At 66.9% G+C, this 18,298-nt stretch carries 14 protein-coding genes; 10 read left to right on the top strand and 4 right to left on the bottom strand.

Annotation, left to right across the window (positions count from 1 at the left end; genetic code table 11):
- Positions 1 to 370: 370 nt before the first annotated feature.
- The 6 genes from rimP (at position 371) to typA (ending at position 8,467) form a co-directional block, all read left to right on the top strand.
- On the top strand, positions 371 to 877 hold the full coding sequence (gene rimP / locus EL288_RS14330; RefSeq protein ID WP_003810544.1) for a ribosome maturation factor RimP: 507 nt from the start codon (positions 371 to 373) through the stop codon (positions 875 to 877).
- Positions 874 to 2,352, top strand: coding sequence for a transcription termination factor NusA (gene nusA, locus EL288_RS14325; RefSeq protein WP_003810546.1), 1,479 nt, complete (start codon positions 874 to 876; stop codon positions 2,350 to 2,352). Before rimP ends, nusA begins: the two co-directional genes overlap by 4 nt.
- A 76-nt stretch (positions 2,353 to 2,428) precedes the next feature.
- A complete protein-coding gene (gene infB / locus EL288_RS14320) occupies positions 2,429 to 5,422 on the top strand; it encodes a translation initiation factor IF-2 (RefSeq protein WP_003810548.1) in 2,994 nt (997 codons plus the stop codon).
- A gap of 27 nt (positions 5,423 to 5,449) precedes the next feature.
- Positions 5,450 to 5,851 (top strand): 30S ribosome-binding factor RbfA, encoded by a 402-nt coding sequence (gene rbfA, locus EL288_RS14315; protein ID WP_003810550.1) that lies wholly within the window; start codon positions 5,450 to 5,452, stop codon positions 5,849 to 5,851.
- 44 nt (positions 5,852 to 5,895) lie between these two features.
- Positions 5,896 to 6,630, top strand: a complete 735-nt coding sequence (gene truB / locus EL288_RS14310; protein WP_003810552.1) for a tRNA pseudouridine(55) synthase TruB — start codon at positions 5,896 to 5,898, stop codon at positions 6,628 to 6,630.
- Positions 6,631 to 6,646: 16 nt separating this feature from the next.
- Positions 6,647 to 8,467: a translational GTPase TypA gene (gene typA, locus EL288_RS14305; protein ID WP_003810554.1), complete on the top strand. Its 1,821-nt coding sequence runs from the start codon at positions 6,647 to 6,649 to the stop codon at positions 8,465 to 8,467.
- A 70-nt stretch (positions 8,468 to 8,537) separates the two neighbouring features.
- Here the strand turns inward: typA and EL288_RS14300 are convergent, their stop codons facing one another.
- The 3 genes from EL288_RS14300 to EL288_RS14290 form a co-directional block, all read right to left on the bottom strand.
- Positions 8,538 to 9,263: a toxin gene (locus EL288_RS14300; protein ID WP_003810557.1), complete on the bottom strand. Its 726-nt coding sequence runs from the start codon at positions 9,261 to 9,263 to the stop codon at positions 8,538 to 8,540.
- Entirely contained in the window at positions 9,260 to 9,664 is a 405-nt protein-coding gene (locus EL288_RS14295) for a hypothetical protein (RefSeq protein ID WP_003810558.1), read from the bottom strand. Before EL288_RS14295 ends, EL288_RS14300 begins: the two co-directional genes overlap by 4 nt.
- Before the next feature lie 148 nt (positions 9,665 to 9,812).
- A complete protein-coding gene (locus tag EL288_RS14290; protein WP_023852903.1) occupies positions 9,813 to 10,496 on the bottom strand; it encodes an LOG family protein in 684 nt (227 codons plus the stop codon).
- Between EL288_RS14290 and polA the strand changes: the two genes are divergently transcribed.
- From polA to EL288_RS14275, 3 genes are all read left to right on the top strand, one after another.
- Positions 10,495 to 13,209 carry a DNA polymerase I gene (polA, locus tag EL288_RS14285; protein ID WP_003810562.1) on the top strand — a complete coding sequence of 905 codons (2,715 nt, stop codon included), beginning with the start codon at positions 10,495 to 10,497 and terminating at the stop codon, positions 13,207 to 13,209. The genes EL288_RS14290 and polA overlap by 2 nt on opposite strands.
- Positions 13,210 to 13,319: 110 nt before the next feature.
- Positions 13,320 to 14,156: a ZIP family metal transporter gene (locus EL288_RS14280; RefSeq protein ID WP_003810564.1), complete on the top strand. Its 837-nt coding sequence runs from the start codon at positions 13,320 to 13,322 to the stop codon at positions 14,154 to 14,156.
- 54 nt (positions 14,157 to 14,210) lie between these two features.
- Positions 14,211 to 14,999 carry a dienelactone hydrolase family protein gene (locus EL288_RS14275; RefSeq protein ID WP_003810566.1) on the top strand — a complete coding sequence of 263 codons (789 nt, stop codon included), beginning with the start codon at positions 14,211 to 14,213 and terminating at the stop codon, positions 14,997 to 14,999.
- A 33-nt stretch (positions 15,000 to 15,032) separates the two neighbouring features.
- Here EL288_RS14275 and EL288_RS14270 read toward each other — a convergent pair whose 3' ends face one another.
- Positions 15,033 to 16,694 (bottom strand): Na/Pi cotransporter family protein, encoded by a 1,662-nt coding sequence (locus tag EL288_RS14270; protein WP_003810567.1) that lies wholly within the window; start codon positions 16,692 to 16,694, stop codon positions 15,033 to 15,035.
- A 167-nt stretch (positions 16,695 to 16,861) separates the two neighbouring features.
- Between EL288_RS14270 and EL288_RS14265 the strand changes: the two genes are divergently transcribed.
- Positions 16,862 to 18,253, top strand: coding sequence for an L-serine ammonia-lyase (locus EL288_RS14265; protein ID WP_033446851.1), 1,392 nt, complete (start codon positions 16,862 to 16,864; stop codon positions 18,251 to 18,253).
- Positions 18,254 to 18,298: the final 45 nt, after the last annotated feature.

Genomic DNA, 18,298 nt, shown 5'->3' with positions numbered 1-18,298 from the left:
GTTTTCATGGCGCGCAGTGCATTTGCAGGGCAGTGCGCGTGCAGCACGGCGTTGCGCGCAGCGGCTTTTGAATGCACGTTGTGCACGCTTTGGCGCGTGATTGCTGTGATTGACGCCATTTGGCGCGTGAGTCGCAAATGCGCCGGGTTTGCCTTTTTGCAGGGCAGGCCAGCCGGGTGGGCGGCGCGCCAGGGGAACCTGGAATGAGCACGCGGCCACCAGCGGGCCGCGGGCAAGCGCGGCCGATTTTTGCAATATATTTTGGGTCGCAATTTTGGGCTTGGGTTCGGCAAGCGGCGCTGTCAGCAGCGCCCGGCCGGGGGCCAGGCAATACGGTGGGCTGGGCGTGCAGCCCATTTTTTTTGAGTGTATGGCTGATTTATTCGCACTGACCGAAGAAGCGCTGGCGGGCATGGACATCGAACTGGTCGATGTCGAACGTGCCGCCATGGGGCTGTTGCGCGTCACCATCGACCGGGTCGATGGCGTGCGTATTGAAGATTGCGAGCAGGTGTCCCGCCAGTTGTCGCGCGTGTATGAAGTCGAGAACATCGACTACAAGCGCCTCGAAGTCGGGTCGCCGGGCGTCGATCGTCCGTTGCGCAACGAGGCGGAGTTCCGCCGTTTCGCGGGCGAACGTATCGAGATCAAGCTGCGAGAGGCGCTCGACGGGCGCAAAGTGTTCTCCGGCACGCTGCGCGCGCCCGAGGCGGATGGCGCGTCCGGCCAGGATGACACCGCCGGTGCGGGCAAGGCCGTGTTCGGTCTCGAATTTGAGGCAAAGAAGAACGATATCCAGGTGCTGAGCTTCACGCTCGATGACATCGAGCGCGCAAAGCTGGATCCCGTTCTGGATTTCAAGGGCAAAAAGCGATGAGTCGCGAAATTCTTCTGTTGGTCGATGCTTTGGCGCGCGAAAAGAACGTCACCCGCGAAGTGGTGTTCGGGGCGCTCGAAAGCGCGCTGGCTTCGGCAATGAAAAAGCGCTTCAAGGACGATGCGGACATCCGCGTCTCCATCGATCGTGAAACCGGCGGCCACGAAGGCTTTCGCCGGTGGCTGGTCGTGCCCGACGAGGCTGGCCTGCAAGAGCCCGACAAGCAGGAGCTGCTGTCCGAGGCGCGCGAAATGGCGCCCGACATCGAAGTGGGCGAGTACATCGAGGAAGCGCTCGAGCCGGTCGAGTTCGGCCGTATCGGCGCGCAGGCCGCCAAGCAGGCGATCCTGCAGAAGATCCGCGATGCCGAGCGCGAGCAGGTCCTGAACGACTTCCTCGACCGCGGCGAGACGATTATTTCCGGGTCCATCAAGCGGATGGACAAGGGCGACGTGATCATCGAAACCGGCAAGATCGAAGCGCGCCTGCCGCGCTCCGAGATGATCCCGAAGGAAAACCTGCGGGTCGGCGACCGCGTGCGCGCCTTCGTGCTGCGGGTCGACCACGCCGCGCGCGGCCAGCAGGTCATCCTGTCGCGCACTTCGCCCGAGTTCATCCGCCAATTGTTCGAAAACGAAGTGCCCGAGATCGAACAGGGCCTGCTGGAGATCAAGGCCGCGGCACGCGACCCGGGCGTGCGCGCCAAGATCGCCGTGGTGGCCTACGACAAGCGTATCGACCCGATCGGCACCTGCGTGGGCATGCGCGGTTCGCGCGTGACCGCCGTGCGCAACGAGCTGGGCGGCGAGCAGGTCGATATCGTGCTGTGGTCGGAAGACCCGGCGCAATTCGTGATCGGCGCGCTGGCGCCGGCCAACGTCGAGTCCATCGTGGTGGACGAAGACAAGCACGCGATGGACGTGGTGGTCGACGAGGAAAACCTGCCCAAGGCCATCGGCGCCAAGGGGCAGAACGTGCGCCTGGCGTCCGAGCTGACCGGCTGGCAGATCAACATCATGACGCCGGAGGAAAGCCTCAATCGCCAGGAAACCGAGCGTGCCGCGTTGCGCGCGACGTTCATGAGCAAGCTGGACGTCGACGAAGAGGTGGCCGACATCCTGATCGATGAAGGCTTCACCGGTATCGAAGAGATTGCCTACGTGCCCATGCAGGAACTGCTGGAGATCGAGGCATTCGACGAGGACACCATCAATGAGCTGCGTGCCCGTGCCCGCAATGCGCTGCTGACCGAGGCGATCGCCCAGGAAGAGCGCCTTGAAACGGCCCAGGACCTGCTCGAACTCGAGGGCATCACGCCGGAGCTGGCCGCCAAGCTGGCCGAACGGCAGGTGCATACGCGTGACGATCTGGCCGAGCTGTCGACCGACGAGCTGGCCGAGATCGCCGGCCTGCAGGAAGAGGAAGCCAGCGATCTGATCATGCGTGCCCGCGCCCACTGGTTCGACGAGGAATGAAACACGGCGCACGGTTGTACGGCGTAATGCCGAGAGTTCATGTTTGTAATTAGCTGCATATAGGGAAGAGAGCCTAATGTCGAGTAATACTGTCGCCCAGTTCGCTACCGAGCTGAAAATGCCTGCCAACGTGCTGCTCGAGCAGTTGCGTGCGGCCGGTGTTGACCTCAAATCGGTGGACGACGCCGTCACCGATAGCGACAAGGCGAAGTTGCTCGAATCGCTGCGTCGCGCGCATGGTGCGACCGAGGGCAAGAAAATCACCCTGACGCGTCGCCAGACCTCCGAGATCCGGCAGGCCGACGCCACCGGCCGCTCGCGCACGATCCAGGTCGAGGTGCGCAAGAAGCGCGTTTTCGTCAAGCGCGATCCGGCCGAGCTGGCCGCCGAGCAGGCCGCCGCGCGTGCGGAAGAAGCCGCGGCCGAGGCCGTGCCGGCCGAGGCGGCGCCCGCGCCGGCCGAACCGGTGCGCGCCGAGCCGGCGGTCGAGACGGCTGCCAAGCCGGTCGAGCCGCCCGTCGCCGAGGCGCCCGCCGAGCCCGTCGCGGCGCCGGCGGCCGAACCGCAATCCGAACAGCCCGCTCAGGCCGAAGCCCAGCCCGAGCCGACTCCCGCTGCCCAGGCCGAGCCTGAGCCGCAACCCGAGCCTCAACCGGAAGCCGCTCCTGCCCAGGCAGTCGCCGAGCCGGTCGAACCTGCAAAGAATGTATCTGTCACCGAGACCGAGGCTGAACAGGCCCGTCCGGAACCCGTTGTGCACGCCCAAACTGAACTGACCTCCAAAACCCCGGCTCCGGTCGCCCAGCCGTCCGCACCCGCTGAATCTCCCAAGAGCGCCAAGGCCGAACCGGCTGCCGCGCCCAAGACCACGGCCAAGCCGGGTGAGATCCGCCGCGCCGCCGCGCCGGCGGCGCCCGACCGCGCCCGCGAAGAGGCGCGCCGCGCCGCCGAGGCCGAGGCCGCCGCGCTGCGCGAGATGCTCAGCCGTCCGCGCAAGGTGCTGCGCGCGCCCGAGCCCGAGCCGCAGGCAGGCGCCCTGTCGGGCACGCTGCACAAGCCGGCCGGCAAGCCGGCCACCACGGCCGCGCCCAAGAAGGACGCCAAGCCGGGCGCGCCGGGTGCCAAGAAGACCATCAAGACCGCCGAGGTGTCCTCCACCTGGAGCGACGACAGCGCCCGCAAGAAGCCGGCCGACAACAAGCCCGCGGTCACCACGCGTGACGGCTGGCGCGCCGGCGGCAAGGGCGGCAGGGGCGGACGCAACAGCCGCAACCAGCACCAGGACCGTCGTCACGAGCAGGTGCAGCAGGAATTCATCGCGCGCGAGATCCACGTTCCCGAAACCATCAGCGTGGCCGACCTGGCCCACAAGATGTCGGTGAAGGCGGCCGAGGTCATCAAGCAATTGATGAAGCTGGGCCAGATGGTCACGATCAACCAGGTGCTGGACCAGGAAACCGCGATGATCGTGGTGCAGGAGTTCGGCCACATGGCGATCGCCGCCAAGCTGGACGATCCCGAGGCCTTCCTGGACGAAACCGCAGCGGTCACCGAGGCCGAGGCCGAGCCGCGCGCGCCGGTCGTGACCGTCATGGGCCACGTCGACCACGGCAAGACCTCGCTGCTGGATTACATCCGCCGCGCCAAGGTCGCCTCGGGCGAAGCCGGGGGCATTACCCAGCACATCGGCGCGTATCACGTCGAGACCGGCCGTGGCGTGGTGACCTTCCTGGACACCCCGGGCCACGAGGCCTTCACGGCGATGCGTGCGCGCGGCGCCAAGGCCACCGACATCGTCATCCTGGTGGTGGCGGCCGATGACGGCGTGATGCCGCAGACGCGCGAAGCCATCCACCATGCCAAGGCCGGCGGCGTGCCGCTGGTGGTGGCCGTCAACAAGATCGACAAGCCCGAGGCCAACCCCGAGCGCGTCAAGCAGGAACTGGTGGCCGAGGAAGTCGTGCCGGAAGAATACGGCGGCGACGTGCCGTTCGTGCCGGTGTCGGCCAAGACGGGCGCGGGCATCGACGATTTGCTCGAGAACGTGCTGTTGCAGGCCGAGATCCTGGAACTGAAGGCGCCGATCGAAGCGCCGGCCAAGGGCCTGGTCATCGAGGCGCGCCTGGACAAGGGTCGCGGCCCGGTTGCCACCATCCTGGTGCAAAGCGGCACGCTCAAGCGCGGCGATGTCGTGCTGGCCGGCGCCAGCTTCGGCCGCGTGCGCGCCATGCTGGACGAGAACGGCAAGCAGATCCAGACCGCCGGTCCGTCGATCCCGGTCGAGATCCAGGGCCTGACCGAAGTGCCGGCCGCCGGCGACGAGCTGATGGTGCTGTCCGACGAGCGCAAGGCGCGCGAGATCGCGCTGTTCCGCCAGGGCAAGTTCCGCGACGTCAAGCTGGCGCGCCAGCAGGCCGCCAAGCTGGAGTCCATGTTCGACAACCTGGGCGAGGGTACGCAGACCCTGGCGCTGATCGTCAAGACCGACGTGCAGGGTTCGCAGGAGGCGCTGGTGTCTTCGCTGACCAAGCTGTCGACCGACGAAGTGCGCGTGCAGGTGGTGCATGCCGCCGTGGGCGGCATCTCGGAAAGCGACGTCAACCTGGCCATCGCCTCCAATGCGGTGGTGATCGGGTTCAACGTGCGCGCCGAGCAAAGCGCCAAGAAGCTGGCCGAGACCAACGGTATCGACCTGCGCTACTACAACATCATCTACGACGCGGTCGACGAAGTGAAGGCCGCCATGTCGGGGATGCTGGCTCCCGAGAAGCGCGAAGAGGTCATCGGCCTGGTCGAAGTGCGCGAGGTCTACACGATCTCCCGTATCGGCACGGTGGCGGGCTGCATGGTGCTCGACGGCGTGGTGCGCCGCGATTCGCAGGTTCGACTGCTGCGCAACAACGTGGTTCAATGGACGGGCCATCTCGATTCGCTGCGCCGTTTCAAGGACGACGTCAAGGAAGTCAAATCCGGCTTCGATTGCGGCCTGACCCTGCGCGGCAACAACGACCTGCAGCTGGGCGACCAGCTGGAAGTCTTTGAAATCAAGGAGATCGCGCGCACGCTGTAAGGTGCGAGGCGATACAGCAATCTTTACATGAGCCGTCACAAGTCCAAATCCATCCCCGGCCGCAATCTGCGGCTGGCCGACCAGATCCAGAAGGATCTGGCCGGGATCATCCAGCGCGAGATCGATATGACCCGCGCCGGACTGATCACGCTTTCGGGTGTGGAGCTGTCGGCCGACTACGCGCATGCCAAGGTGTATTTCACGGTGTTGGGCGCCGAGCCCGACACCGCTGCCGCCTTGCTGAACGAGAAGGCCGGCTGGCTGCATTCGCAGCTGTACAAGCTGCTGCACATCCATACTGTTCCCACCCTGCGGTTCGTGCATGATCCGCAAATCACCCGCGGCATCGAGATGTCGATGCTGATCGATCGTGCCAACCGGCCCGGTCCGCACTCGGGTGTTCCCGACGAGCCCGAAGACCAGTCCTGACCGGGCTGTCGTCGCTGCTTTTTCTCCTTTTTCCGGATTCGACGATGGCTAAACGACGCGGGCTCGCGCTCGACGGTGTGCTGTTGCTGGACAAACCCGTGGGTTTGTCCAGCAACCACGCCTTGCAGCGAGCCAAGCGCACCGTGGACGCGGCCAAGGCCGGTCATACGGGAACGCTGGACCCTTTCGCCACCGGCCTGCTGGTTTGCTGCATGGGCCGGGCTACCAAGATCTCGGGCCGCATGCTCGAGGCCGACAAGACCTACCAGGCCACGCTGCAGTTTGGCGAGGAGACCGACTCGGGCGACCTGACCGGCCACATCGTGGCCCGGGCCCCGGACGGATTTGCCGGTGTCGAAGAGGCGGCGCTGCGCGATGTGCTGTCACGTTTCGTGGGCACGATCGAGCAGATCCCGCCCATGTATTCGGCGCTCAAGCGCGACGGCAAGCCGCTTTACGAGTACGCCCGGGCGGGCATCGAGCTGGACCGTCCGCCCAGGCAGGTGACCATCCGCCACATCGAGCTGCTGTCGTTCTCCGGGATGCAGGCGCAGATCGATGTGGCCTGCAGCAAGGGCACCTATATACGCACGCTGGCCCAGGACATCGGCCGCGCGCTGGGCTGCCATGCCCACCTGGCGGCGCTGCGGCGCACGCACGTCGGGCCGTTTTCGCTGGACCGCGCCGTAACCCTGGAAGCCCTGCAGGCGATGCCCGACGCCAAGCAGGCCTTGCTTGCCATGAATGAATTGCCGGCGGGCCTGCTGCCCGCCACCTGAACTTAAAGGACCTGCTATGACCCGCGCCCTGCGCAACGTCGCCATCATTGCCCACGTGGACCACGGCAAAACGACCCTGGTCGACCAATTGCTACGCCAATCCGGCACTTTCCGCGAGAACCAATCGGTGGCCGAACGGGTCATGGATTCGAACGACATCGAGAAAGAACGCGGCATCACCATTCTGGCCAAGAACTGCGCCGTCGAATACGAAGGCACGCACATCAACATCGTCGACACCCCGGGACACGCCGACTTCGGCGGCGAAGTCGAGCGGGTGCTGTCGATGGTCGATGGCGTCCTGCTGCTGGTCGATGCCGTCGAAGGCCCCATGCCGCAGACCATCTTCGTCACGCGCAAGGCGCTGGCCCTGGGCCTCAAGCCCATCGTGGTGGTCAACAAGATCGACCGTCCGGGCGCGCGTCCGGATTTCGTGATCAATGCCACCTTCGAGCTTTTCGACAAGCTGGGCGCCACGGAAGAGCAGCTGGACTTCCCGGTGGTGTACGCCTCGGGCCTGTCGGGCTACGCCGGCCTGACCGACGACGTGCGTTCGGGCGACATGCGGCCGCTGTTCGAGGCCATCATGAAGTACGTGCCGCAGCGCGATGACGATGCCAACGGGCCGCTGCAGATGCAGATCATCTCGCTGGACTACAACAGCTACGTCGGCAAGATCGGCGTGGGCCGCATCAACCGCGGCCGCATGCGCGGCAACATGGACGTCGCGTTCCGCTTCGGGCCCGATGGCGAGGTCCAGCGCGGCCGCATCAACCAGGTGATGAAATTCAGCGGCCTGGAGCGCGTCGTGGTGGACGAGGCCGAAGCCGGCGACATCGTGCTGGTCAACGGCATCGAAGACCTGCACATCGGTTCGACCATCACCGACCCGTCCACGCCCGAGGGCTTGCCGGTACTGCGCATCGACGAACCCACGCTGACCATGAACTTCATGGTCAACACCTCGCCGCTGGCCGGCCGCGAAGGCAAGTTCGTGACCAGCCGCCAGATCCGCGACCGCCTGGAGCGCGAGCTGAAGTCCAACGTGGCGCTGCGCGTACGCGACACCGGCGACGATACGGTGTTCGAAGTCTCGGGCCGTGGCGAACTGCACCTGACCATCCTGCTGGAGAACATGCGTCGCGAGGGCTACGAGCTGGCCGTGTCGCGCCCGCGCGTGGTCTTCAAGGAAATCGACGGCGTGAAATGCGAGCCGTTCGAGGCGCTGACGGTCGACGTCGAGGACGCCCACCAGGGCGGCGTGATGGAAGAGCTGGGCCGCCGCAAGGGCGACCTGCAGGACATGCAGCCCGATGGCCGTGGCCGTACCCGCCTGGAATACGTCATTCCGGCGCGCGGCTTGATCGGCTTTCAGAACGAGTTCCTGACGCTGACGCGCGGCACCGGCCTGATGAGCCATATTTTCCACGAGTACGCGCCGCTGCGCGAAGGTTCGATCGGCGAGCGCCGCAACGGCGTGCTGATCAGCCAGGATAACGGCGACGCGGTGGCCTACGCCCTGTGGAAGCTGCAGGATCGCGGCCGCATGTTCGTCAGCCCCGGCGAGCCGCTGTACGAAGGCATGATCATTGGCATCCACAGCCGCGACAACGACCTGGTGGTCAACCCCATCAAGGGCAAGCAGCTGACCAACGTTCGCGCGTCGGGCACCGACGAGGCCGTGCGCCTGGTGCCGCCGATCCAGATGTCGCTCGAGTATGCGGTCGAGTTCATCGACGACGATGAACTGGTCGAGATCACGCCCAAGTCGATCCGCCTGCGCAAGCGCTACCTGCAAGAGCACGAGCGCCGCCGCGCTTCGCGCGAAAACGCGTAACAAACGTGCCGGCCGCCTTCAGGCGGCGGTGCCAGCGCAAGGGTTGTGGCCGTGGCGGCCACAACCCTTTTCACATGCAGCCGCCGCGATTGCAGGTGGCCAGCCCGGTGATCGAGTAGGCCGGCATGTCCGGCACGGCGGCAAAGTCGGGGCGCCGGTCGTGGTCGACATAGACGCGCAGCGGCAGGCCCTGCCGCCTCAGCGTTTCCAGGGCGCGCCGCAACGTGGGGTAGGATTCGCGGTGCAAGCGGCCGGCCTGCGGGCTGATGCAGGCTTGCACGACGGGATTGCCGTCACGCGTGAATACCGCGCACAGGTCGCCGAAGGGCAGGTCGTCGAGCCGGGCCACGAGCACATTGGAGTAGTGGCCCAAGCCCGTGGCGGGAGGAAGGGTGCGGCGCCACTGCCAGGCGCCCCACCCGGGTATGTGCCCCCAGGCGGGAACGCCCCAGCCGATCGCGCCGTCCGAGCCCGATGCGAGGCAGAAGTGGTCGCGCAGGCCGCGGATGTCCGCGAGCCTGGCGCGCTTGAGCTCGCCGCCATACTTGCCGCCCAGGTATTGGCCGTCGGCCAGGCCGTGGATTGGCCAGGGCTCGTTGCCCGAGAGTTCGCGCATGCGCGCCCGCAACGAGGGGCGATGCGCTTGGTCGTACGTCAGCGGGGCGTAGCCGGAAGGGCAATTGCCATAGCCGCGCACCAGGATCAGTTCGGAAGCGGCCCAGGCGCGCGCGCCCGGCAACAGCAGGCACAGCAGCGACGCGGCCAGCCAGCCGGCACGCGGGGAGATCCGCCTCATGGGAGCAGCCCTCCCACGCCGCAAGGCGCAATGGAGAGGATTTCTGCGCGCGAGAACAGGCGGTAGATCTGCGGATCGGTCCAAACGTCGGATTCGACCCGCAGCGATGTAGGCCTGTTTGCCGCATGGCAGGTGATGATGCGCGCGACGTGTTCGTCGAAGTGGCGGCGCGCCTTGCCGTAGCGTTGCACGGCGCAGGCAATGCGCAGCGCTTGCGGCGAGGCCTGTCCTTCGGGATGGAAGCGCGCGCACACGAAGGGCGTGGAGCCGGTGTGCAGCTGGCCGATGTGGTAGGCCTCGATGACGGCGGAAGGGTAGTCGTGCACCGCGCCGGCGTGCGCCAGCGGCCAGGCGGCCAGCAGCGCGGCCAGCGCGGGTACGGTGAATTTAAATGGGGGCATAACGAGCGAAGCGTCGGACTGCGAATTGCGTGGCAGTCTAGGGCCTGGCCGGCGCCGTGGGCGCTCGCGCGTCGTGTGTTATGCCAAAGTAGATGCTTCCTTTGCGTCTGGTTATTCTTTCTGGGTAACAACCAGGCGTTATTCCTGGTTATGCCGGGAGGGAAGGCGCGTACTGACTGTCCGTCCTGCCTTGCTTGTCGTGGAATTCGACCACCTTGCGCACGACTTTGGCGGGGTCGTCCTCGATGATGAAGAGATTCAGGTCGTGGGCCGCGATCATGCCGTTGGCCAGCAATTGCTCGCCCAGCCAGTCGACCAGGCCGTGCCAGAATTCGCTGCCCACCAGCACGATGGGGGCGGGCGGGACCTTGCCGGTCTGGATCAGGGTCAGCGCCTCGAACAGCTCGTCCAGGGTGCCGAACCCGCCGGGCATGGCGACATAGGCCATGCTGTGCATGAAGAAGGTGGCCTTGCGGGAGTAGAAGTACTCGAACGACAGGCTGATGGTCTGGTATTCGTTGTTGTGCGCTTCGTGGGGCAGGCTGATGTTCAGGCCGACGCTGGTGCCGCCGGCCTCGAAGGCGCCTTTGTTGGCCGCTTCCATGATGCCGGGGCCGCCCCCGGCGATGATCGCGAAACCGGCGCCGGCCAGGGCTGCCGAGATCGCCGCACAGGTTTCATAATAGGGCGATTCGCGGCTGATGCGGGCGCTGCCGAACATGCTGACCGCGGGACCGATGTCGGCCAATTTCTCGGCCGCGGTCTTTATCTCTGACATAATCACCGGAATTTGTTTGCCGGCGGGTGTCTCAAGCTCTGCCTTTGTAACCATGAAAAAAACCTTATTGCTGGTAGACGGTTCGAGCTACTTGTACCGTGCTTTCCACGCCATGCCCGACCTGCGCAATGCGCAGGGCGAACCCACGGGTGCGCTTTATGGCGTGGTCAATATGTTGCGCAAGCTCGTTCAGGATCATAAGGCAGAGTATGCCGTATGCGTTTTCGATGCACGCGGAAAAACATTCCGGGACGATTTGTTCCCTGACTACAAGTCGCACCGCCCGCCCATGCCCGAAGACCTGGCGGCGCAGATCGAGCCGATCCACGAGGCCGTACGCGCCCTGGGCTGGCCGCTGCTGGCCATCGAAGGGGTGGAGGCGGACGACATCATCGGCACGCTGGCGCGGCAGGCCAGCGCGCAAGGCATCGACACCATCGTCTCCACGGGCGACAAGGACCTGGCGCAACTGGTCGACCCGCACGTCACGCTGGTCAACACCATGAGCGGCGAGGTGCTCGACGTTGCCGGGGTGAACGACAAGTTCGGCGTGCCGCCGGAGCGCATCGTCGATTACCTGATGCTGGTCGGCGACACGGTCGACAATGTGCCCGGCGTGAACAAGGTCGGACCCAAGACGGCCGTCAAGTGGCTGGCCGAACATGGCTCCATCGACGCGCTGGTGGCCGCCGCCGACAGCGTCAAGGGCGTGGCCGGCAACAATCTGCGCGAAGCCATTCCGAACTTTCCGCTCACGCGCACGCTGCTGACGGTCAAGTGCGACTGCGACCTGACCGGCCATGTGTCGGATTGGGAAGACCTGGCATGGCGCGAGCGCGACGCGGCCACATTGACCGCGCTGTTCGACCGCTACGGTTTTCGCACCTGGCTGCGCGAACTGACGGGCGACCAGGAGCGCCTGCCCACGGGGGACGCACGCGCCGTGCCGCAGGCCGTCGCGCCGGCCGAGCTGGACTACCGCATCATCACCGACTGGGCCGCCTTCGATGCCTGGATGGCGCTGGTGGAGGACGCGCCGCTGGTGGCGCTGGATACGGAAACCACGTCGCTCGACGAGATGCAGGCGCGGCTGGTGGGCCTGTCGATGGCGGTCAAGCCGGGCGTGGCCTGCTACATCCCGGTGGCGCACCGTGGCCCCGAGGCGGGCGATCAATTGCCCAGGGACGAGGTCATCGCGCGCCTGCGCGGCTGGCTGGAGGACGCCGGGCGCGCCAAGCTGCTGCACCATGCCAAATACGATACCCATGTCTTCGCCAACGAAGGAGTGAGCCTGGCGGGCGTGGCCGAGGACACGATGCTGCAGGCCTATGTGCTGGAGTCGCATCGCGGCGTGGGCCTGAACGACCTGGCCCAGCGGTTTCTCGGGCGCAGCGGCGTGAACTACGAAGACCTGTGCGGCAAGGGCGCCAAGCAGATCGGTTTCGACGAGGTGGCGGTCGCCCTGGCGGGGCATTATTCCTGCGAGGATTCCGATTTCACGCTGCAGTTGCACGAGGTGCTGCGCCCGCGCGTGGCCGAGGACGAAGGGCTGGAGCGCACCTACCTGCTGGAGCTGCAGGTCTCGCGCGTGCTGACCGTGGTCGAGCGCAACGGCGTGAAGGTCGATGCCCAGGAGCTGGGGCGCCAGAGCCACAAGCTGGGCCAGGAAATGCTGGCGCTGGAGCAGCGCGCCTACGAGCTGGCCGGCCAGCCGTTCAACCTGAACTCTCCCAAGCAATTGGGCGAGATCCTGTTCGGCCGCATGGGGCTGCCGGTCGTGCGCAAGACCGCGGGCGGCGCCCCCTCGACCGACGAGGAAGTGCTGTCCAAGCTGGCGCAGGACTACCCGCTGCCGCAGGTGCTGCTGGAATACCGGGGCCTGTCCAAGCTGAAGTCCACCTACACCGACAAGCTGCCGCGCATGATCAACCCGGCCACCGGCCGCGTGCATACGCACTATTCGCAGGCGGCGGTGATCACCGGCCGGCTGGCGTCGTCGGATCCCAACCTGCAGAACATCCCGGTGCGCACCGAGGCCGGCCGGCGCGTGCGCGAGGCCTTCATCGCCGAGCAGGGCAAGCTGCTGTCGGCCGACTACTCGCAGATCGAACTGCGCATCATGGCGCACGTTTCGGATGACGCCAACCTGCAGCGTGCCTTCGCGGCGGGCGAGGATATCCACCGCGCGACCGCCTCCGAGGTGTTCGGCGTGCCGCTGGCCGAGGTCGGCGCCGAGCAGCGCCGCGCCGCGAAGGCGATCAATTTCGGACTGATCTACGGCATGGGCGTGTTCGGGCTGGCTTCCAACCTGGGCATTACGCGCGATGCCGCGCAAGCCTACATCGACCGCTATTTCACCCGCTATCCCGGCGTGGCGCGCTACATGGACGACACGCGCCGGCTGGCGCGCGACCAGGGCTACGTCGAGACGGTATTCGGCCGCAGGCTGCAGCTGCCGGACATCCGCGCCGCCTCCGGGCCGCGCCGCCAGGGCGCCGAGCGGGCCGCCATCAATGCGCCGATGCAGGGTACCGCCGCCGACCTGATCAAGATGGCCATGGTGGCGGTGCAGGACTGGCTGGACGCCGAGCGCCTGCGCACCCGCATGATCATGCAGGTGCACGACGAACTGGTGCTGGAGGTGCCCGACGAGGAACTGGCGGCGGTCGCCGAAGCGCTGCCGCGGCTGATGTGCGACGTGGCCACGCTGCGCGTGCCGCTGGTGGCCGAGGTGGGCATGGGCACGAACTGGGAACAGGCGCACTGATGCGGCCCCGGCCGGCGTCCGCGCCGGCCGGATACTGTCTGACAGTCATTTTTGATTTGGCGCTTGCAACGATATAATGTTGCGCTTTCCCGCCTGAATCGCCCCTCGCCATGCTGCTGCTCTGGATACTGCTTGCCACGATTGCTGGCGGCCTGATCGCCGTCTCGATCGCCAGCTGGCTGGCCTATCGCGTGTTCGCGAAGTACCTGCACCACATGGTCAGCCTGTCGGTGGGCGTACTGTTGTCGGTGGCGCTGCTGCACCTGCTGCCCGAGGCGTTCGAAACGGCGCACGCCGACGCGCGGGCCCTGTTCGCGCTGATGCTGGCCGGCCTGATCGGCTTCTTCGTGCTGGAGAAGATCGCGCTGCTGCGCCACAGCCACCACCACGAGGGCGACGGGCACCATCATCACAAGGGCCACGACCGGCACGAGGCCGGCCGAGGCGGCGTGCTCATCCTGGTGGGCAGTTCGCTGCACAACTTGGCCGACGGCGTGCTGGTGGCGGCCGCCTTCCTCACCGACCCCATGCTGGGCGTGCTGACCGCGGCGTCGATCATCGTGCACGAGGTGCCGCACAAGCTGGGCGATTTCGTGGTGCTGCTCAACGCAGGCCTGGCGCGGGGCAGGGCATTTTCGCTGATCCTGTTCACCAGCCTGTGCACGGCGGCAGGCGGCGTTGTAGGATACTTCGTATTGCAGGAGGCGCAGGCGGCAGTGCCCTATGTCCTGGTCGTGGCCGCCAGCAGCTTCCTGTACATCTCGGTTGCCGACCTGATGCCGCAAATGCACGAACGCGTTTCGCTGGCCGATGCGGTGCCGCAGTTGTTGCTGGTGGGCGCCGGCGTGCTGCTCATCTATGGCGTCACCTCGTTCATGCATCATGAGCATGACCCGGCCCACGAGCACGGGCAACATGCCATCGAGGCGGCAGACCACCGGCATTGACCGCGGCGCGGCGGCAGGAGGGCGGCCATTCCCTGTCCATGCCCAGGAGTTGCCATGAGTTTCGCCGCCGCCGCGGGTAGTACCGCACCCACCACGATCCATACCGACACCCAGGGCCTGTCGCACGGCGATTTCGAACTGGCGGTGCCGGGCGGTCCGGTGGCCGCCTATTACGCCGCGCCGGCCGGGCGCGAGCAATTGCCCATCGTGCTGGTGGTGCAGGAGATTTTCGGCCTGCACGAGCACATCAAGGATGTCTGCCGCCGCCTGGCGCACGATGGCTATCTGGCGGTCTCGGTCAACCTGTACCAGCGCCAGGGCGACGCCTCGCGCTACGACAACATTCCCAGGCTGGTCGCCGAACTGGTGAGCAAGGTGCCGGACGAGCAGGTCCATGCCGACCTGGACGCCAGCCTGGCCTGGGCTGCCGCCCATGGCGGCGATGCCGCGCGGGTGGGGGTGACGGGCTTTTGCTGGGGCGGACGCACCACCTGGATGTATGCGGCCCGCAATCCCGCCGTGAAGGCGGGCGTGGCCTGGTACGGCCGCCTGTCCTCAGGCCATGGCCCCTTGATCAAGCAAGTGCCGCTGGACGTGGCCGGGAGCCTGCATGCGCCGGTGCTGGGGCTGTATGGCGGCAAGGACGAAAGCATTCCGCTGGACGATGTGCGGGCCATGGAAGCACGCCTGCAGCAGGGCGGCGCGCCCGCCCAGGCATCGCGCATCGTGGTGTATCCGCAGGCCGGGCATGCCTTCCTGGCCGATTACCGCCCCAGTTACCGCGCCGCCGATGCGCAGGACGGCTGGCGGCGCATGCTGGATTGGTTCGCGCTGTACCTGTAGCGGGCCGGGGCCTGCCCGTGCTCGGGCAGGCCCTCAGTTGCCCGCGTCGCGCAGGCGGCTGGGCAGGAGTTCGCCATGGCGCGCCAGCAGCGGATACGCCGATGCGCCCACCACGTGCGAGTTGATGCCCTTGAGATCGCGCAGGATGTCCAGGTAGAGCGCGCCGACCTCGGCGGCATCGACCTTGCCGGACTTGATCTGCTGCAGCTGCGTTTCGGCGGCTTCCGCCTCGAGGGCGCGAAAACGCGCCTTTTCGCCCGCCAGCGCGCGCGCCTGGCGCAGGTCGTCGGTGACGAACAGCGCGGCGGCCTGGCGCTGGTTGGCGATCAGCTCGCCCAGCGTGGCGTCCAGGCTGGCGCGCTGCTCGGCCGACAGCAGCAGGCCTTGCTTGCGCAGGCGGCCGATATGGTTGAGCAGGCCGTGGTACGCAATATCGCCGGCGTGGCCGATGTTGCTGCAGAACGCCAGGATGGCGTCGAGCCGCTGGTGATCCTCGCGCGTCATGTTTTCCTGGTCGAGCGTGGCCAGGTAGGTGGTGATGGCGGTCTCCAGCTTGTCCAGCGCGCTGTCGAGCTGGCGTGCCTGCACCATGCGGTGCCGGTTGTCGCGCTTGAAACCGGCGCGGGCATACAGCAGCAGGGTCTGCAGCATGTCGGCCATGCGCAATGCCTCGCGCGCGGCGTTGCCCAGCGCGACGGCCGGCACGTCATGGGCCCATTCGTCCAGGTATTGCGGCCGCGCCGGGTCGTTGGGATCGGCGCGCTTGGGCAGCCAGCGCGTCAACAGCGCGGCGTACGGCGTGAGAATGGGCAGGAAAACCAGCGCGATCACGACGTTGAACAAGGTGTGGAAGTTGGCCACCGCGTGCGCGGGGTCGCCGGCCAGTCCGCTGAGCCAGGGTTGCAGCCAGGGCAGCAGGATGATGCCGGCCAGTACGCCGGCCACGCGCGTGAGCAGGTTGCCCAGCGGCAGGCGGCGAGCGGCCGGGTCGTCGCCGGTAACGCCTTCGATCATCGGATTGATGGCGGTGCCCAGGTTGGCGCCCAGCACCAGCGCGAAGGCCAGCGCAGGATTGACCATGTCGTGGCTGGCCAGCGACATGACCAGCACCACGACGGCCACGCTGGAGTGCGCGGCCCAGGTCAGGGCCGCCGCCAGCAGCACCGCGGCGACCGGCTGGCTGGCCAGCGCGTCGAGCAAGACGCCCAGCAAGGGCGCGGTCTCGAAGGGCTGGAACAGCTGCACCAACTGGTGCAGCGACAGCAGCAGCAGCCCCAGGCCGATGAATACCCGTCCCAGGTCGCGGGTGCGGCCGGGCGCGGCGCGGCGGAACATCCACACGCCGGCCAGGATGAGGATGGGCGCCAGCGAGGTCAGGTCGAACGACAGCAGCTGCACGATGAGGGTGGTGCCGACGTTGGCGCCCAGCATGGCGGCCAGCGCCGGCACCAGCGCCACCACCCCGCCGGCGGCGAAGCCGGTGATCATCAGTCCGGTGGCGGTGCTGCTTTGCAGCGCGGCGGTAATGCCCAGGCCGGAGGCGAAGGCGCGCAACCGCGTCCCGAGCGCGCGTCCCAGCGCGATGCTCAGCGCGGCGCCGAAGGCGCGCTGCACGCCGGTCTGCACCATGTGCACGCCCCACAGCAGCAGGGCTACGTAGCCCGCGAAATCGAGCAGCGGCAGCAGTCCGGACATGGCTCTCCCAGGGACAGGGGCGCCGTGCGCAGGGCGCGGCGCCAATATATGACATGAAATAATTCTGTAATCATCGCACGCCGCGCCTCGCAGCGGAAATCCGGGCCGGCGCGTATGATGCTATCGACCGCCATGGCGGGCGGTGGACCCAGATACGGAGTGTGCGCGTGGCAGTTTCCGTTTTCGACCTTTTCAAGATAGGCATAGGGCCGTCCAGTTCGCATACGGTGGGCCCGATGCGGGCGGCGCTCCTGTTCGCGCAGGGGCTGGAGCGCGATGGCCTGCTGGCGCGCGTGGCCAGCGTGCGCGCCGAGCTCTATGGGTCGCTGGGCGCGACCGGCAAGGGGCACGGCACCGACAAGGGCGTGCTGCTGGGGTTCATGGGCCAGGCGCCCGATACGGTCGACCCCGCGGCCATCGCCGGCATGCTGCAGGCCGTGCGCGCCAATCGGCGCGTGTCGTTGCTGGGGCGGCATGACGTGCCGTTCGTCGAAAAAGAGCATATGTTGTTCTATCGCCGCGAGGCGTTGGCCGAACATCCTAACGGGATGAAGTTTCACGCTTTTGACGCCGATGGCCAACTGTTGCGCGAATCGCGCTATCTGTCGGTGGGCGGCGGCTTCGTGGTCACGGCCGGCGCGGCCAATGCCCAGGTCATCGGCGCGCACGACCAGCTGCCGTACCCGTTTCGCACCGGACGCGAGCTGCTGGACATGTGCCGCGCCAGCGGCCACTCGGTGGCGGGCCTGATGATGCGCAACGAGCTGACCTGGCGCGGCGCCGCCGAGATCGAGCAGGGGCTGGACCGTATCTGGGAGGTCATGCAGGAGTGCGTGGCCCGCGGCTGCGGCATCGGCCATCCGGAGGCCGACGGCGACCTGCCGGGCCCGCTCAAGGTGCGCCGGCGCGCGCCGGAGCTGTATCGCGCGCTGACGCAGCGCGCCGAGCGCACGCTGTCCGACCCCTTGTCGGTGATGGACTGGGTGAACCTGTACGCCATGGCCGTCAACGAGGAAAACGCCGCGGGCGGCAGGGTGGTGACGGCGCCGACCAATGGCGCGGCCGGCATCATTCCGGCGGTGCTGCATTATTACGACCGTTTTGTCCCGGCCGCCAACCGGGCGGGCGTGCACGATTTCCTGCTGACGGCGGCGGCCATCGGCCTGCTGTACAAGTACAACGCCTCGCTGTCGGGCGCCGAGGTGGGCTGCCAGGGCGAGGTGGGCGTGGCCTGTTCGATGGCGGCCGGCGCGCTGGCCGCCGTGCAGGGCGGCAGCGTCGAACAAGTCGAGAACGCCGCCGAGATCGGCATGGAGCACAACCTGGGCCTGACCTGCGACCCGGTGGGCGGGCTGGTGCAGATTCCGTGCATCGAACGCAACGCCATGGCCTCGGTCAAGGCCGTCAACGCGGCGCGCATGGCGTTGCGCGGCGACGGACATCACTACGTCTCGCTGGATTCCGTCATCAAGACCATGCGCGAAACCGGCGCCGACATGAAGACCAAATACAAGGAAACCGCGCGCGGCGGGTTGGCGGTGAATATCGTGGAGTGCTGACGGCATCGTGTGCCAGCCCCCTTGCGGGGAGGGACACCGCCTGCA

It is taken from the genome of Bordetella bronchiseptica, assembly GCF_900636925.1.
GTDB classification, from domain to species: domain Bacteria; phylum Pseudomonadota; class Gammaproteobacteria; order Burkholderiales; family Burkholderiaceae_B; genus Bordetella; species Bordetella pertussis.
Note: the sequence above shows the minus strand (reverse complement) of the source record. Positions and strands in the feature narration are given on the sequence as shown.

What these genes read in the sequence shown, in the direction of transcription:
- infB (WP_003810548.1), top strand. Translation starts at nt 2,429, where the DNA reads ATGTCGAGTAATACTGTCGCCCAGTTCGCTACCGAGCTGAAAATGCCT.
- EL288_RS14275 (WP_003810566.1), top strand. Translation starts at nt 14,211, where the DNA reads ATGAGTTTCGCCGCCGCCGCGGGTAGTACCGCACCCACCACGATCCAT.
- EL288_RS14300 (WP_003810557.1), bottom strand. Translation starts at nt 9,263, where the DNA reads ATGAGGCGGATCTCCCCGCGTGCCGGCTGGCTGGCCGCGTCGCTGCTG.
- rbfA (WP_003810550.1), top strand. Translation starts at nt 5,450, where the DNA reads ATGAGCCGTCACAAGTCCAAATCCATCCCCGGCCGCAATCTGCGGCTG.
- typA (WP_003810554.1), top strand. Translation starts at nt 6,647, where the DNA reads ATGACCCGCGCCCTGCGCAACGTCGCCATCATTGCCCACGTGGACCAC.
- truB (WP_003810552.1), top strand. Translation starts at nt 5,896, where the DNA reads ATGGCTAAACGACGCGGGCTCGCGCTCGACGGTGTGCTGTTGCTGGAC.
- nusA (WP_003810546.1), top strand. Translation starts at nt 874, where the DNA reads ATGAGTCGCGAAATTCTTCTGTTGGTCGATGCTTTGGCGCGCGAAAAG.
- EL288_RS14280 (WP_003810564.1), top strand. Translation starts at nt 13,320, where the DNA reads ATGCTGCTGCTCTGGATACTGCTTGCCACGATTGCTGGCGGCCTGATC.
- EL288_RS14270 (WP_003810567.1), bottom strand. Translation starts at nt 16,694, where the DNA reads ATGTCCGGACTGCTGCCGCTGCTCGATTTCGCGGGCTACGTAGCCCTG.
- rimP (WP_003810544.1), top strand. Translation starts at nt 371, where the DNA reads ATGGCTGATTTATTCGCACTGACCGAAGAAGCGCTGGCGGGCATGGAC.
- EL288_RS14290 (WP_023852903.1), bottom strand. Translation starts at nt 10,496, where the DNA reads ATGGTTACAAAGGCAGAGCTTGAGACACCCGCCGGCAAACAAATTCCG.
- polA (WP_003810562.1), top strand. Translation starts at nt 10,495, where the DNA reads ATGAAAAAAACCTTATTGCTGGTAGACGGTTCGAGCTACTTGTACCGT.
- EL288_RS14295 (WP_003810558.1), bottom strand. Translation starts at nt 9,664, where the DNA reads ATGCCCCCATTTAAATTCACCGTACCCGCGCTGGCCGCGCTGCTGGCC.